At 64.0% G+C, this 14865-nt stretch carries 13 protein-coding genes; 6 read left to right on the top strand and 7 right to left on the bottom strand.

From position 1 onward, the window contains the following. Window positions 1-59 precede the first annotated feature (59 nt). From AB8Z38_RS28135 to AB8Z38_RS28125, 3 genes are all read left to right on the top strand, one after another. Window positions 60-1370 (top strand): CitMHS family transporter, encoded by a 1311-nt coding sequence (locus AB8Z38_RS28135; RefSeq protein WP_369720934.1) that lies wholly within the window; start codon window positions 60-62, stop codon window positions 1368-1370. 11 nt (window positions 1371-1381) lie between these two features. Continuing rightward, the gene (locus tag AB8Z38_RS28130) at window positions 1382-2716 is read left to right on the top strand and encodes an acyclic terpene utilization AtuA family protein (RefSeq protein ID WP_369720933.1); all 1335 of its coding nucleotides are present in this window, start codon (window positions 1382-1384) and stop codon (window positions 2714-2716) included. 75 nt (window positions 2717-2791) lie between these two features. After that, window positions 2792-3124, top strand: a complete 333-nt coding sequence (locus tag AB8Z38_RS28125) for a hypothetical protein (protein WP_369720932.1) — start codon at window positions 2792-2794, stop codon at window positions 3122-3124. 10 nt (window positions 3125-3134) lie between these two features. Here AB8Z38_RS28125 and AB8Z38_RS28120 read toward each other — a convergent pair whose 3' ends face one another. Beyond that, window positions 3135-3533, bottom strand: a complete 399-nt coding sequence (locus AB8Z38_RS28120) for an META domain-containing protein (protein WP_369720931.1) — start codon at window positions 3531-3533, stop codon at window positions 3135-3137. A gap of 135 nt (window positions 3534-3668) precedes the next feature. Then, entirely contained in the window at window positions 3669-5333 is a 1665-nt protein-coding gene (locus tag AB8Z38_RS28115; RefSeq protein ID WP_369720930.1) for an L-lactate permease, read from the bottom strand. A gap of 314 nt (window positions 5334-5647) precedes the next feature. Between AB8Z38_RS28115 and AB8Z38_RS28110 the strand changes: the two genes are divergently transcribed. Then, complete coding sequence (locus AB8Z38_RS28110; protein WP_369720929.1) at window positions 5648-7405, top strand: ABC transporter ATP-binding protein/permease; 1758 nt, start codon at window positions 5648-5650, stop codon at window positions 7403-7405. Between the two features lie 297 nt (window positions 7406-7702). Here AB8Z38_RS28110 and AB8Z38_RS28105 read toward each other — a convergent pair whose 3' ends face one another. The 4 genes from AB8Z38_RS28105 to AB8Z38_RS28090 all read right to left on the bottom strand — a co-directional run bounded on the left by AB8Z38_RS28105 (window position 7703) and on the right by AB8Z38_RS28090 (window position 12086). Continuing rightward, window positions 7703-8707 carry a TorF family putative porin gene (locus tag AB8Z38_RS28105; protein ID WP_369720928.1) on the bottom strand — a complete coding sequence of 335 codons (1005 nt, stop codon included), beginning with the start codon at window positions 8705-8707 and terminating at the stop codon, window positions 7703-7705. 399 nt (window positions 8708-9106) lie between these two features. After that, window positions 9107-9460: a histone gene (locus AB8Z38_RS28100; protein ID WP_369720927.1), complete on the bottom strand. Its 354-nt coding sequence runs from the start codon at window positions 9458-9460 to the stop codon at window positions 9107-9109. Between the two features lie 68 nt (window positions 9461-9528). Beyond that, window positions 9529-10851, bottom strand: a complete 1323-nt coding sequence (gene glcF, locus AB8Z38_RS28095) for a glycolate oxidase subunit GlcF (protein WP_369720926.1) — start codon at window positions 10849-10851, stop codon at window positions 9529-9531. Next, complete coding sequence (locus AB8Z38_RS28090) at window positions 10848-12086, bottom strand: FAD-binding protein (protein WP_369726626.1); 1239 nt, start codon at window positions 12084-12086, stop codon at window positions 10848-10850. The genes glcF and AB8Z38_RS28090 overlap by 4 nt, the downstream gene beginning before the upstream one ends. Before the next feature lie 207 nt (window positions 12087-12293). On the opposite strand from AB8Z38_RS28090, the gene AB8Z38_RS28085 reads away from it, so the two are divergent. Then, window positions 12294-12644, top strand: a complete 351-nt coding sequence (locus tag AB8Z38_RS28085) for a putative quinol monooxygenase (RefSeq protein ID WP_369720925.1) — start codon at window positions 12294-12296, stop codon at window positions 12642-12644. A 53-nt stretch (window positions 12645-12697) separates the two neighbouring features. Here the strand turns inward: AB8Z38_RS28085 and AB8Z38_RS28080 are convergent, their stop codons facing one another. Then, on the bottom strand, window positions 12698-14191 hold the full coding sequence (locus AB8Z38_RS28080; RefSeq protein WP_369720924.1) for an FAD-linked oxidase C-terminal domain-containing protein: 1494 nt from the start codon (window positions 14189-14191) through the stop codon (window positions 12698-12700). Window positions 14192-14457: 266 nt separating this feature from the next. Here AB8Z38_RS28080 and cycA point away from each other — a divergent pair, with 266 nt between their 5' ends. Continuing rightward, on the top strand, window positions 14458-14853 hold the full coding sequence (gene cycA, locus AB8Z38_RS28075; protein ID WP_369720923.1) for a cytochrome c-550 CycA: 396 nt from the start codon (window positions 14458-14460) through the stop codon (window positions 14851-14853). Window positions 14854-14865 lie beyond the last annotated feature (12 nt).

Raw genomic sequence — 14865 nt, 5'->3', positions numbered from 1 at the left:
CGCGCTCAATTCCGCCCAACCGTCGGGCACGAGTCCGGAACAGACATCAGGTGGGAGATATGCTCAATTTGGCGTGGCTGGGACTCGCGACGATCGCGGTCCTGCTTGTGGGGATTATGACGAAACGCATGTCGCCGCTGATCGCTCTCATCCTCGTACCGCTGGTTGCCTGCCTGCTGGGCGGCTTCGGCTGGGACACCAGCAAGTTCATCGTCAGCGGCCTGCAAAGCCTGGCCCCGGTTGTCGGCATGTTCGTGTTCGCGATCCTGTTCTTCGGGATCGTGACCGACGCCGGCATGCTCGACCCCGTCATCGACCGGATCCTGCGGACCGTCGGCACGAGGCCGACGCGGATCGTCATGGGTACGACGCTGCTCGCACTGCTGATCCACCTCGACGGCTCTGGAGCGGTGACCTTCCTCATCACCATCCCCGCCATGCTGCCACTGTACGATCGTCTCGGTCTCGATCGGCGTATTCTGGCCTGCGCAGCGTCGCTCGCCGCCGGCGTGAACTTCCTGCCTTGGACCGGCCCGATGATCCGCGCATCGGCTTCACTCAAATTGCCGATACCCGAGATCTTCAATCCGCTGATCCCGGTTCAGCTGGTCGGCATCGTCTTCATCTTTGGCGTCGCCTATTGGCTCGGTCGCAGGAAGGAGAAGCGGCTTGGCCTCGAGAAAGGCGCGGCGATCGACATGACCGCTCGGCGGACGCTCTCCGAATCCGAGCTCAAGCTGCGGCGTCCCGACAAATTCTGGATCAACATCCTTCTCACCATCCTGGTCCTCGGCATCATGGTCGCGCTCGGCGACAAGCTGACCCCGGCGATCGTCTTCATGGTCGGGACCTGTCTTGCGCTGCTGATCAACTACCCGAATGTCGATGCGCAGCGCCAACGCATCGATGCGCATGCCAAGGCGGCGCTGTTGGTGGCGTCGGTGCTGCTCGCAGCCGGCGTCTTTACCGGCATCATGCAAGGCTCGGGCATGCTGAAGGCGATGGCGCAGGCGGCGGTCGGATTTGTGCCTGCAAGCGCGGCCAAATTCATGCCGGTTGCACTCGGGGCGATCTCCATGCCACTTAGTCTCCTGTTCGACCCCGACTCCTTCTACTTCGGCGTCTTGCCCGTGGTGGCGGAGGTCGGTGGCCAACTCGGCGTCCCCAAGGTACAGCTGGCGCAGGCCGCACTGCTCGGACAGATGACGACCGGTTTCCCCGTCAGTCCGCTCACGCCGGCCACCTTCCTGGTGGTAGGATTGACCGGGATTGATCTGGCCGATCATCAGAAATTCTCGATCCCGTTTTTATTCGCGGCATCTCTTGTGATGACGATGGCTGGCGTCCTGTTCGGCATTTTCACGTTTTAGCGAGATCTCCGATGCGAACACTCCGGATTGGATCAGGTGCGGGCTATTCCGGCGACCGGATCGAACCAGCTGTCGAGCTCGCGGTGCACGGCAAGCTGGATTACCTCGTGTTCGAATGCCTGGCCGAGCGCACGATCGCGCTGGCGCAGGCAGCCAGGCTGAAGGATCCGGGCGCGGGCTATGATCCGCTGCTGACGACCCGGATGCGGGCGGTGCTGCCCGCTTGCCGTGCGAACAAGGTTCGTATCGTCACGAATATGGGAGCCGCCAATCCGGTATCGGCCGCCGAGGCGACGAGAGCGATCGCCCGTGAACTGGGGCTGGCTGGGCTCAAAGTCGCCGCGGTGACGGGCGACGACGTTCTCGCTGCGGTGAGGACGCCGCAATACCAGCTTGACATCGGCGGTACGGTGAACGAGCTGGGCAACCGTATCGTTTCCGCCAACGCCTATCTGGGCGGTGCATCCATCGCGCAGGCCCTGGCGCTCGGCGCCGATGTCGTCATCACCGGTCGCGCCGCCGATCCCTCGCTGTTCCTCGGGCCGCTGCTCCACGAGTTCGGTTGGGCGTTGGACGATTGGCCGCTGCTAGGAAAGGGAATACTAGCCGGGCATCTGCTCGAATGCGCCGGCCAGATCACCGGCGGATATTTCGCCGACCCGGGCCGTAAGGATGTCGAAGGGCTCGCCCGCCTCGGCTTCCCGATCGGAGAGGTGCGGGAAGATGGCGATCTCGTCATCACCAAGGTCGCCGACTCTGGCGGCCAGGTCACGGCCGCCACGGTCAAAGAGCAGTTGCTCTACGAGATCCACGATCCCGCGCGTTATGTCCAGCCGGATGTGATCGCAGACTTCTCCCAGGTGCGGATCGATGAGGTCGGCCAAGACCGCGTCCACGTCACCGGAGCAGGCGGCGTGTCGAAGACCGGTCAGTTGAAGGTCTCCGTCGGTTATGTCGACAGCTACATCGGCGAAGGTCAGATGTCTTACGCCGGCCCGGGCGCTGTCGCGCGCGGCAAGCTCGCCTGCGAGATCGTGCGCGAGCGTCTGGCGCTGACGGGTGTCAAGTTGACCGAGTTGCGGAGCGATCTGATCGGCGTCAGCGCCTTGCACGGTGAGGGCCGGTCCGAGAGCCACGACCCCTACGAAGTCAGGATTCGCATTGCCGGGCGTGCCGAGACGCTCGCAGAAGCGGCACGCGTCGGCGAGGAAGTCGAAACGCTCTACACCAATGGCCCGGCCGGCGGTGGCGGGGCCTGGAAATCGGCGCGCGAGGTGATCGCGGTCGCATCGACCCTCGTTCCCGAAACACAAGTCACGACGTCAGTCCGAATCTTCGAAGCATAAGCCGCCCGGCTCAAGGGTGCAGACGAACAGGAAACGTACGCTAACCCCGGATCTTGAACAGCGAGCCTCCTCATCATGAAGTTGCGCGACATTGCCCACTCCCGCACCGGAGACAAGGGCAACACATCGAACATCTCGCTGATCGCCTACGATCCGAACGACTACGAGGCGCTTCGGTCTTACATCACAGCCGAGCGCGTGAAGCAGGCCTTCAGTGGCATCGTCACCGGGACTGTCACCCGCTATGAACTGCCGTCGATCGGTGCCCTGAACTTCGTGATGACCGGCGCTCTCGGCGGCGGCGTCACGCGATCGCTTGCACTGGACGCGCATGGCAAGTCGCTGAGTTCGCTCTTGCTGGACATGGATGTGCCCGACACCCTGCATTCCGCGTCAAGGAACGGATGATTGGAAAGAGCTAGTTTCCGTTGGTGCGGAAGCGCAGCGGCTTCGGGCCGATCAGGGTCAGCATGTCGCCCTGACGCTTCCAGGTCTCGACGGCCGCGAGCGCCGCGACGAGATCGTCGTCGGCCTGCGCCTTTGCCGGCGGACAGGAACGATCCTGAATTGGACCGGGCACGAAGATCACGGTGTTGCCGGCAACGGAAAACTGGCCCCTGCCGGCCTTGCACCACAGCTCGAGCACGACCTCGCCATTGTCGCCGATTTCGATGTTCGGGATCCGTTTCGAGCCGGGCTGAGGCAACGCCTCGAGCGTCATCTCGGTGCCGAAGGGGAAGCCCTCTTCCGCACGTGCGATAGTGGACATCGCAAGCACCGCAGCCGCCGCACATACCATCCGCTTCAACGAAACCATGAGACCTCTCGACCGACCCGATTTGCCGATCTTCTATAAGACGGCGAGGCCTTTGAGAAGGTTCGCCGATTCAAGCCACAAAAATCCCCGCAGGACGAGCCCGCGGGGATTTGCGTCGAAGCCGGACGTCGCCCGCTATTTCAGGACCAGCGCCGTGAACGGCCAGACATAGGCCTGCAACGTCACGAACACGCCGACCAGCGAGGCCAGCACGATCGAGTGCCAGAACACGAAACGCAGGATCTTGCCCTCATGGCCGTACCAGTTGGTGGCGGTCGACGCGACCACGATCGATTGCGCATCGATCATCTTGCCCATCACACCGCCGGACGAGTTCGCCGCCGCCATCAGGATCGGCGACAGGCCGAGCTGCTGCGAGGTGATCTTCTGGAGGTTGCCGAACAGGATGTTCGAGGACGTGTCCGACCCGGTCAGCGCCACGCCGAGCCAACCGAGCAGCGTGCCGAAGAAGGGATAGAGCACGCCGGTTGCGGCAAAGGCGAGACCCAGCGTCGCGTCGACCCCGGACAGCCGCGTCAGCGTGCCGATCGCGAGCATCGCCGAGATCGTGATCAGCGAGATCGCGCAGAGCCGGATGGTGCGGCCATACTCGGTCAGCAGCCTGCCGGGACCGACGCCCATCAGGAAGCCTGAGATGATCGCCGCGATCAGCATGCCCGTACCCGTGAACGACAGGTAGGTGAAGCCGAACACCGCGCCTTCCTTGGTCGGTGCTGGGGCCACCGGCGGCATCTTGTTGATCATCTGGTGCAGTTCGGGAACGGCATAGTTCCAGGTGAAGATGCCGTTCGCCCAGGTCTTGAATGCGCCGTTGCCCCAGATCAGCATCACGATGCAGACGATGATCCACGGCAGCAGCGCGCTGAACAGTTCACCCTGCGTGAGCGGCGTCTTGTCGAGCGGCTTTGCCGTGGCCATGGTCGAAGCTGATTCATCGTGACCGCGCAGTGCCGGCGACAACCAGAGCTGCCGCGGCTGCCACACCTTCAGGAACAGGATCAGAGCGCCCATCGAGATGAGCGACGCGCCGATATCGACGATCCAGGGATTGACGTAGTTCGAGATCACGAATTGCGGGACCGCGAACGACACGCCGGTGACGAGGATCGCCGGCCAGATGTCCTTCATGCCCTTCCAGCCCGCGAACGCCCACACCACCCAGAACGGTACGATCAGCGAGAACAGCGGCAATTGCCGCCCGACCATCGCGCCGAGGATGTAGGGATCGAGCCCGGTGACCGAGGCGAGACCCTGGATCGGCGTGCCCAGCGCACCGAAGGCGACCGGCGCGGTGTTGGCGATCAGCGACAGGCCGCTAGCCGCGAGCGGCGAGAAGCCGAGGCCGATCAGCACGGCACCGGTGATCGCCACCGGCGTGCCGAAGCCCGAAGCGCCCTCGAAGAAGGCGCCGAAGGAGAAGGCGATCAGCAGGAGTTGCAGCCGCCGGTCCTCGGTGACGCCGCCAACAGCACGCTTCAAAAGCTCGAAGCGCCCGGTCGTCACCGTCACCTGGTAGAGGAAGATGACGTTGAGGACGATCCAGCCGATCGGAAAGAAGCCGGTCACGATGCCCAGGATCGAGGCGCGGATCGACATGTTCACCGGCATGGTGAAAACGAAGATCGTGATCAGGTTGGTCACGATCACGGCGACGATGGCTGCGATGTGAGCCTGAACGCGCCCGCTTGCGATCAGGACCAGCAGCGTGACGACCGGTACCGCCGCCGCGATCGTCGACAGCACCGGGCTGTGCAGCGGATCGTAGATTTGATTCCACATAATCTTCCTCCCCCACGCGTTTATGTGGCAAGGCCGCCAGCGTGGATGCGGAGCCTGCCTGGCGTGATGCTGAGGGCGCCTGTGCACTTTTTGCGAATCTGTTGCGAATGCGGCTGTTCCCGCCCGCTCACAAGCCCGCGAAGTCCCGGAGGCCCCCACCCCGCGCCGTTGCGCCCATGCTAGGGTCGCAAGCCCGGACAAGCCAACGCAAATTGCACAATTTGCGACTTTAGTCTAAGCGCGCTTATCCTCGCCATTGCCTCAGCCGTTTGGCTTCGGGCATTTGCGCACACCCCCGCAGGAGACTGAGCTCTGTGAAGAACATCAGCGCCACGCTCGCGACCGTCTGGCGAATCGCCGGCCCCTATTTCCGATCGGAGGACAAATGGGCCGGCCGCGGCCTGCTGGCCGCGGTGATCGCGATGGAGTTGGCGCTGGTCGCGGTCAATGTCCTGCTCAGCCAGTGGCAGAACCGGTTCTTCAACGCACTTCAGGCGTATGAGCTCGATAATTTCGTCAAGGAGATTTGGATCTTCCTCGTCCTCGCCACGATCTATATCGCGCTGCAGGTCTACAAGCTCTACCTCAACCAGTGGCTCCAGATCCGCTGGCGGAATTGGCTGACGGGGCGCTATCTTGGCGAATGGCTCCAGGGCGCCACGCACTATCGCATGCAGCTCAAAGGCGATGCGGCCGACAACCCCGACCAGCGCATCACCGACGACGTCAGGAATTTCGTCGAGCAGACGCTCAGCATTGGCTTGGGTCTGCTTTCGTCCATCGTGACGCTGGCGTCCTTCATGGTGATCCTGTGGGGACTGTCCAACAAGGCGCCCCTGCATCTTTTCGGCACCGATATCGTCATTCCCGGCTTCCTGCTCTGGTCTGCGCTGGCTTATGCCATCCTGGGTACTGCGCTGACGCACTGGGTCGGCGCACCGCTCATCAATCTTTATTTCGAGCAGCAGCGCTATGAAGCAGACTTCCGTTTCAACCTGATGCGGGTACGCGAAAACTCCGAACAGATCGCGCTGCTCAAGGGAGAGGGCGCCGAACGCGAGGGACTGTTGCGCCGCTTCGGATCCGTGATCGAGAACTGGTACGCGATCATGAGCCGAACCAAGCGCCTTACCACCTTCACTGCCAGCTACGGGCAGGCCGCGGTGATCTTTCCCTATGTGGTGGTGGCTCCGGCCTATTTCGCCAAGAGCATTCAGCTCGGCGACATGATGCAGACCGGCTCGGCATTCGGCACCGTACAGGATGCGCTGTCGTTCTTCGTGACATCCTACCGCACGATCGCAGAATGGCGCTCGGTGGTCGCCCGTCTCGACGGCTTCGAGATGTCGGTCAACTCCGCAGCTCACCTCGCAGAGCACGAGCCGACCATCGGCCTCGCGCCGTCCGCCAGCGGCACGGCAATCGCGCTCGAGCAGCTGCTGGTGAAACTGCCCAACGGCAAGCCGCTGGTCTCGGCCGACGCTTTCGCCATCCGCCCGTCGGAGCGGGTGCTGGTCACCGGGCCGTCCGGCTCCGGCAAGTCGACGCTGTTTCGCGCCGTCGCGGGCATCTGGCCGTTCGGCACTGGCAACATCGCCGTGCCCGGCAACGCCAAGCTCATGATGCTGCCGCAACGCCCCTATTTCCCGGTCGGCCCGCTCGCGGATGCCGTGGTCTATCCTGCCGCGCGCGGAATGTTTCCACCCGAGCAGATCGAGAATGCGCTGCTCGCGGTCGGGCTGCCCGATCTGGCCGAACGGCTCAACGAGGACGGCCATTGGAATAGAATGCTGTCGCTCGGCGAGCAGCAGCGCCTGGGGCTCGCACGCGCGCTGCTGCACGCGCCCGACTACCTGTTCCTGGATGAGGCCACCGCGTCACTCGACGAGCCCTCCGAGGCCCGGCTGTATCGGTTATTGGCGGACAAGCTGCCGCAGGCCACCATCGTCTCGATCGGCCATCGCTCGACCCTCGACGCCTTCCACACCCGCAAGGTGGCGATGGTCGAGGACGGCGACGTCCACGTCCTCAGCGATGAGCGGGCCAAGGCGGAGCCGAGCACGGCGGGCTGAGGCGCAAGATGAGCCCGGCCGCTCCGACTGCGAACTGAAACCAGGCCGTCCCCATTGCGAAGTCGGCAATCCTGTTCACCGACATCTCCGCATTGTCATGGCCGGGCTTGTCCCGGCCATCCACGAGTTATTTCACGGCGCCAGAGAACGCGGATGCCGGGCCTTCGCCTCGCCGAAGCGGCTTCGGCCGCGCATGCGGGACAAGCCCGGGCATGACGACCCGCGGAGCGGCTTCAGACCAAAGCAAAAGGGCGGCAGATTGCTCTGCCGCCCTCGTCAAGTCGTTCGGGAAGAAACTTACTTCAGGTTGCTCATCGCCGTCAGGTCGAAGGACAGCTTGGCGATGCCCGCCGAGCCGCACCAGTTCGAGCCGGCGCCGCCCGGGTTGATCGGGGTCACGTTGGTCGTGCCGGTGGCGTTGAAGGCGCTGGTGAAGGCGTTGCAATCACCCTTGTTCAGATCGGTGCCGGAGTAACGCAGATCCAGCGTGAACACCTTGTAGGTGAAGCCGACGCCGAGGTTCCAGGTATTGTAGTCCTTGTAGGGGATACCGTTGGCGAAAACGGTGCCGGCACCGGTGCCGTAGAAGGCGTCCGACGTGCCGAACCACTGCCGGCCGAACTCACCCGAAACGTACATGCCGACGCCCGAGGCGCCAAACGTCGTGCTCGGCGCGGTCCACTTCGCGGTCAATGACGCGTAGTTGCCCCAGGCGCCCGAGTTCAGGAAATTCGGCGAGTAGAACTCGGTCGCGCCGACCGTCCAGTTGTCGTTGATGGTGTAGTTCACCTTGCCATAGACTTCGAAGAAGCTGACGTCCTTCTTCATGACGTTGCCATCGCCGAGAAAGATGGTCGTGGTGCTGACCGGGCAAACGCCGCCACCCGGAATGCCACCGGTGAGCACGTTGTCGGCGCAGCTTCCACCCGGGTACAGGTAGCCCCAGACACCGATGTCGAAGGCGAAGGCGCCGAAGGTCGGGCGGATACCGCCGTAGATGTCGACTTCAGCGGCAGCGCGGTTGGCGAAGGAGATGCTCTCCGCGGACACGCCGACGTAGAGCTGGAGGTCCTTGGTGACGTTGTAGCGCGGCTCGAAATAGGCAGCGACCGAGGGCTGGTGGTTCGACTGAGTGACACCGCGGAAGATGTAGTCGCTCATGATCGCGCCGCCGAAGGCGACGTCCCAGGGGTCGAACGCGGCCACCGGAGGCGCCTTCACGGCCTTCAAGGGCATATCCGCCGCGAAAGCCGAACCCGTCACCATTGCCAGCGCCGTTGCCAACAAAGTCACTTTCTTCATCTCGATCCCCAATACCAGTTCTAGACCCCGGTCGAGCTCCGGAGGCCCCCCGGGACACCCGACCTGATTGCAAATTTCCTAACTGCGGCAACTTGGATCGAGGAACCCCAACCGTGAAGCAAAAAACACGAGCATCTGCCGACTTTTTGGGCGTTCTGACGATTCCACGAAAGGTTGTCAGTCGGTGTTGCTTCTAGACCACATGATTTGCATGCGATCGGGCACAGGAGAGGCCGTGGAAGTACGGAAAGCTCAGGGGACGTGGCTTCCACGCTACGAATCAAGGTGAGGCGAGAAGCAGCGGCCGCCAGAAGCGCCTACAAGGATGCAAAAAGGCCGCAGCGTCGCCGCTACGGCCTTTCTGTCTGGAGTCGCTTCTGAAGGAGGTAGGAGAGGGTCTCAGCCCTGCCCTTCGGCCGACGCCCCGTCCCCCGCGGATGAAGGCATCGCCCAGCTTGTCTCTGCTGCCGGCTCGGCAGCGGGAGCCGGTGCAGCCGTCGGAGCCGGCTTGGCCTTGGTCGTCTTCTTCTTGGCGGCGCTCTTCTTCGGCGCGGCTTTCTTCGCGACTTTCTCGGCAGCCTTCTTTGGCGCAGCCTTCTTGGCCGATTTCTTTGCAGACTTCTTGGCGGCCTTCTTCGCTGATACCTTGCCCGACTTCTTCTTGCCGGCCTTGGTCGCGGTCTTCTTCTTCGCCGCTACAACCTTTTTGGCCTTTTTGGCCTTCTTGCTTTTCTTCTTCTTCGCTTTCGCCATCGTGGTCCTCCTGTTGTCGCCGAACAATGGTCGATCGGGGTCTTCAGCCGTCACCTCGGGACGAAAGCTCAGCTCGACGAATTCAATGCCGGCCGCGACCCGCCCGTAGCCCAATCGAGAAGCTCAATCGTGTGTACGACCGGGACTGACGTGCCACTGGCAATCTGCACCATGCAGCCGATATTGCCCGCGGCAATCATGTCCGGCTTGACGCTCGCGATGTTGGCGACCTTGCGATCGCGCAACCTGCCCGCAAGGTCGGGCTGGAGAATGTTGTAAGTCCCCGCCGAACCGCAACACAAATGGCTCTCCGGCACATCTTTCACCACGAATCCATTCTTGGAAAGCAATTCTTTCGGAAGGCCTGTGATTTTCTGCCCGTGCTGCAACGAACACGCGGAGTGATAGGCGACGACGATGTTGTCCTGTCGCGCCGTCGGCGCGAGTCCGAGACCGGCCACGTATTCGGTGATGTCCTTTGCGAGCGCGGATACCCGCGCGGCATCGGCGGCAAACGCACGGTCCTCGCGCAGCAGATAGCCGTAGTCCTTGATCACCGTGCCGCAGCCGGACGCCGTCACCAGGATGGCGTCGAGCCCCTCGCCTGCCGCCTCCTTCTGCCACGCCAGAACATTGGCGCGCGCGCGCGCCAGCGCGTCATCGTCATGGCCGAGGTGATGGGTGAGCGCCCCGCAGCATTGTTCGTCCTTGACCAGGACGACCTCGATCCCGTGCCGGGTCAGAAGGCTGATGGCGGCCTGGTTGATGCGCGGCGCCAGCACCTGCTGGGCGCAGCCCTGGAGCAGCGCGACCCGCCCGCGCTTCTTGCCGAGGGCAGCAAACACGCTGCCGGGAGCGGGGCCCGGCGGCGGCAGCCGGCCCGGCGCCAGCGCCAGCATCGCCTTGATCCGCTGGATCAGGCCGGGGGTAGCCGACGGTCGCGGGGTCGGCAGGAAGACAGCGAGGGGCCGGGCCAGCCGCGCCAGTTGCATACTCAGGCGAAACCGCTGCGGGTCGGGCAGGACGAACGCCAGCACCTGACGCAACAGCCGCTCGGCCAGCGGCCGCCGATAGCGCTGTTCGATCCTGACCCGGGCCTGGTCGACGAGGTGCATATAGTTCACCCCCGAGGGGCACGTCGTCATGCAGGCAAGGCACGAGAGGCAACGGTCGACATGCTTGACCACCTCGGGCGTCGGCGCCTGGTCCTTCTCCAGCATGTCCTTGATCAGATAGATCCGGCCGCGCGGGCTATCGAGCTCGTCGCCGAGCAGCACATAGGTCGGGCAGGTTGCGGTGCAGAAGCCGCAATGGACGCAGGCGCGCAGGATCTTGTCGGCTTCCGCGATGTCGGGGTCAGCGAGCTGGGCTAGTGAGAATTCGGTCTTCATGCCGCAGCGCCCCGCGTCAGTCGTCCCCGGTTCAAAATGGTCTTTGGATCGAAACTGGCGCGGACCCGTTCGCTCAGGGCGGCGACGCCGGCCGGTTGCGGATGGAACACATCGATACTGCGCCTGACGTCCTCGGCCGCCCTGACCAGCGTGGCGTGACCGCCGACGGCATTGGCGTGACGGCGCACCGCCGGCGCGTGCGCATCGTCCTTCGGCGGCAGCGCGGCCCAGATCAGTCCACCGCCCCAATCGTAGATGAGCTCGCCGCCGGTCTCGCGCGCCAATTGGGCGCCGAGGACCGCCCCGGAAGCTGGCGGACAGACGATCCGCCACACCGGCCACGGCCCCAGCGTGCCGCTTGCCGCGAACGGCAGGACGTCGCGGATCGTCGCCCACAGCGCTGACGATGCAGCGTCCTCGATGAGGGTCGCGGTTCCGAACGGTGCCAGCAATTCGCGCAGCGAGGCGGCGCGATGGGCGGCCGAGGCGGTAATGCCTTCGAGCCGCAGCACGGTGAGCGCATCACCCTCGCCCGCGATGTCGCCAAGCCCGTCGGTCCCGGCCCGGGAGGCCGATTTCGGCAGGTGCGCCGCGCCGGAGACATCAAAGGGCGAGCCGAGCGCCGCGGTCATCGCTTTGTTGGCGGCGGCATCATCGAGCCCGCGCAGCAGCAGCGTCCGCTCGGCTTCGGGCTTCGGCATCACCTTCAGCGTGACCTCGGTCATTACGGACAGGGTGCCCCACGAGCCCGCGAGCAGCTTGCAGAGGTCGTAGCCGGTGACGTTCTTCACCACCTTGCCGCCGGTTTTGAAGCTGTCGCCGAAGCCGGAGACGGCATGCGCGCCCAGCAGATGGTCGCGCGCGCCGCCCGCCTTGATCCGCCGCGGCCCGGCCAGCCCCGCCGCGATCATGCCGCCGATCGTTCCGAGCGCGGGCGTGCCGAGCAGCGGCGCCGTGTTGATCGGCTCGAAGGCGAATTGCTGATTCTTGGAATCGATCAGCGAGAGCACGTCCGCGACCGGCGCACCGGCCTGAAGCGTGACGATCAGTTCGTTGGGCTCGTAGGCGGTCACCGCGCTCAGCGCGGAGAGGTCGAGCACGGCATTGGTCGCCATCATGTGCCCGATGCTGCGCTTGCTGCCATGGCCGATGATCTCGAGCGGCTGCTCATTGGCAATCGCCGCGCGCACCACCTCTTCGACGTCTCTGGCGTCTCTGACCTTGAGCGTATCCACGGATGAGCGGGTAGCGAAATTCGGCCCCAAAATCAAATGCGGCGTAACGCCGGGGAGCATTGCCGGCGCGATCCGAAGCAACCATGGCCCACAACCACACTTCGATCGAGACGGAAGCGTTCACGACATCGACAGTTCGATCACCGGCGAACCAAAACCGGCGGGGCCCTCGCTACAAGTCTGCACCGATCACGATCGAGACCACCGATGGAGACAGACATCATGAACCGCTATGCCACGCAGAAATCTCTCAGCGAGGCCGTCGATGGCGGCGGCCTGCTGGTCGTCGCGCAATGGGAGGCCAAGCCGGGCGAGGCCGACAAGGTCGCCGCAATCCTCGATCGCTTCCTGCCCGAGGCGCAGCGCGAGGGCGGCGTCAAATTGTTCCTGATCTCCCGTGCCAAGGACAATCCGGCCCAGTTCCTGTTCTACGAACTGTTCCGCGACGAGGCGGCGTTCAAGGCGCACCAGGACAGCGCACATTTCAAGACCTGCATCGCGGGCGAAGCGCTGCCGTTGCTCGCCAAGCGAGAGCGGACTCAATACGCGCTTCTGTAAGTGCTCCCGGAGGAAGAGCTTGCCTCGCAAGCCCCTTCCCTCCGCGCGATTGCCTAGAAGCGCGGGATGTCCGGGAAAGCCAGCTTGCCCGCGTGCACATGCATGCGGCCAAGCTCGGCGCAGCGGTGCAGCGTCGGAAACACCTTGCCGGGGTTGAGCAGGCCCTGCGCGTCGAAGGCGCATTTCAGGCGCTGCTGCTGGTTGAGGTCGATCTCGCTGAACATCTCCGGCATCAGGTCGCGCTTCTCGATGCCGACGCCGTGCTCGCCGGTGAGCACGCCGCCGAACTCGACGCAGGCGCGCAGGATGTCGGCGCCGAAGGCCTCGGCACGCTCGATCTCGCCCGGCTTGTTGGCGTCGTAGAGGATCAGCGGGTGCAGATTGCCGTCGCCGGCGTGGAACACGTTGGCGCAGCCGAGCCGGTATTTCTCCGAGAGCTCCCGGATGCGCGCCAGCGCCTTCGGCAGCGCGCCGCGGGGAATCGTGCCGTCCATGCAGAGATAGTCCGGCGAAATGCGGCCCACCGCGGGAAACGCAGCTTTCCGGCCGGCCCAGAACAGATTGCGCTCGGCCTCCGAGGTCGAGATCTGGCAGGTGGTCGAGCCGCAGCCGTTCGCGATTGCCTCGACGCGGCTGATCAGCTCGTCGACCTCGATGGAAGGGCCGTCGAGTTCGATGATGAGGAGCGCCTCGACATCGAGCGGATACCCGGCATGAACGAAGGCTTCCGCGGCGTGAATCGCCGGCTTGTCCATCATCTCCATGCCGCCGGGAATGATGCCGGCGCCGATGATCCGTGCCACGCATTCGCCGGCCGCCTCGACTTGCGCGAAGCCGACCATCAGCGCGCGCGCCGTCTCCGGCTTTTGCAGGATGCGCACCGTGATCTCGGTAATGACGCCGAGCAGGCCTTCGGAGCCGGTGATGACACCCATCAGATCGTAGCCGGAATTCTCCGCCGTCTTGCCGCCGATGCGCAGGATTTCGCCGCTCATCAGCACGATCTCGCAACCGAGCACGTTGTTGGTGGTCATGCCGTATTTCAGGCAGTGCACGCCGCCGGAATTTTCCGCGACATTGCCGCCGATCGAGCAGGCGATCTGCGACGACGGATCGGGTGCGTAGTAGAAGCCGGCATGTGCCACCGCCTGGCTGATCGCGAGATTGGTGACGCCGGGCTCGGTGACGACCGCGCGGTTGTCGAAATCGATCTCACGGATGCGCTTGAACTTGCCGAGGCCCAGCAGCACGCCGTCTTCCAGCGGCAGCGCGCCGCCGGAGAGCGACGTGCCGGAGCCGCGCGGCACCACCTTGATGCCCTGCCCGGCACAATATTTCAGCACGAGCGAGACCTGCTCGGTGGTATCGGGCAGCACCACGACCATCGGCGGCTGCCGATAGGCCGTCAGCCCGTCGGATTCATAGGCGCGCATCTCGGCGGCGCTGTCGATCACGCCTTCGCCGGGGACGATCGCACGTAGCGCTGTGACGATCTCGGCGCGGCGCGCGAGCACGGCCTCGTCGCTCGCGGGCATCATGATGGCCATGACGCATCCTTCATGACATATCCTTCCGGCTCGAGAGCCCACGATCAATTTGTCGCGCCAAATCAACCACGTCCGAGGTGATTTGGGTAGGCCATCGAAAGTCGGAGCGACGATCTCGGGCGAGTTCGCTCTGGGACAAGTCCGAAATCTTGAAACCTGTCATGGTTTCGTGGCTTGTCGAAGCCGAGCGGGCCATGCCAAAAGCGGCAGGTTCGATGGTCGCGACCAGGCAACACACCCACCAGGGAAGAGACGAAGAGCACCCGATGAAAAAACTGACTTTTGGCGCGCTGATGATTCTCACCATGACTGCCACGGCCTCCACCGCGATGGCGCAGGATGTCGCGGCCGGCAAATCGTCGTTCAACAAATGCCTGGCCTGCCATGCGATCGGCGAAGGCGCCAAGAACAAGGTCGGCCCCGAACTCAACGGGCTGGACGGCCGCAAGTCCGGCACCGCACCGGACTACAATTATTCGGATGCAAACAAGAATTCCGGCATCACGTGGAACGAGGCGCAGTTCAAGGAATACATCAAGGACCCGAAGGCCAAGATCCCCGGCACCAAGATGGCGTTCGCCGGCATCAAGAGCGAGAACGAGATCAACAATCTCTGGGCTTACGTCTCGCAGTTCGACAAGGACGGTAAGATCAAGCAGTAAGCGGGCGCAATG

Origin of the sequence: Bradyrhizobium sp. LLZ17, from assembly GCF_041200145.1 — a bacterium.
Taxonomy (GTDB): Bacteria; Pseudomonadota; Alphaproteobacteria; order Rhizobiales; family Xanthobacteraceae; genus Bradyrhizobium.
Note: the sequence above shows the minus strand (reverse complement) of the source record. Positions and strands in the feature narration are given on the sequence as shown.

Coding starts and splice junctions, on each gene's coding strand:
- glcF (WP_369720926.1), bottom strand. CDS start 10,851: ATGAAGACCGAATTCTCACTAGCCCAGCTCGCTGACCCCGACATCGCG.
- cycA (WP_369720923.1), top strand. CDS start 14,458: ATGAAAAAACTGACTTTTGGCGCGCTGATGATTCTCACCATGACTGCC.
- AB8Z38_RS28085 (WP_369720925.1), top strand. CDS start 12,294: ATGGAGACAGACATCATGAACCGCTATGCCACGCAGAAATCTCTCAGC.
- AB8Z38_RS28105 (WP_369720928.1), bottom strand. CDS start 8,707: ATGAAGAAAGTGACTTTGTTGGCAACGGCGCTGGCAATGGTGACGGGT.
- AB8Z38_RS28135 (WP_369720934.1), top strand. CDS start 60: ATGCTCAATTTGGCGTGGCTGGGACTCGCGACGATCGCGGTCCTGCTT.
- AB8Z38_RS28080 (WP_369720924.1), bottom strand. CDS start 14,191: ATGGCCATCATGATGCCCGCGAGCGACGAGGCCGTGCTCGCGCGCCGC.
- AB8Z38_RS28100 (WP_369720927.1), bottom strand. CDS start 9,460: ATGGCGAAAGCGAAGAAGAAGAAAAGCAAGAAGGCCAAAAAGGCCAAA.
- AB8Z38_RS28130 (WP_369720933.1), top strand. CDS start 1,382: ATGCGAACACTCCGGATTGGATCAGGTGCGGGCTATTCCGGCGACCGG.
- AB8Z38_RS28115 (WP_369720930.1), bottom strand. CDS start 5,333: ATGTGGAATCAAATCTACGATCCGCTGCACAGCCCGGTGCTGTCGACG.
- AB8Z38_RS28125 (WP_369720932.1), top strand. CDS start 2,792: ATGAAGTTGCGCGACATTGCCCACTCCCGCACCGGAGACAAGGGCAAC.
- AB8Z38_RS28120 (WP_369720931.1), bottom strand. CDS start 3,533: ATGGTTTCGTTGAAGCGGATGGTATGTGCGGCGGCTGCGGTGCTTGCG.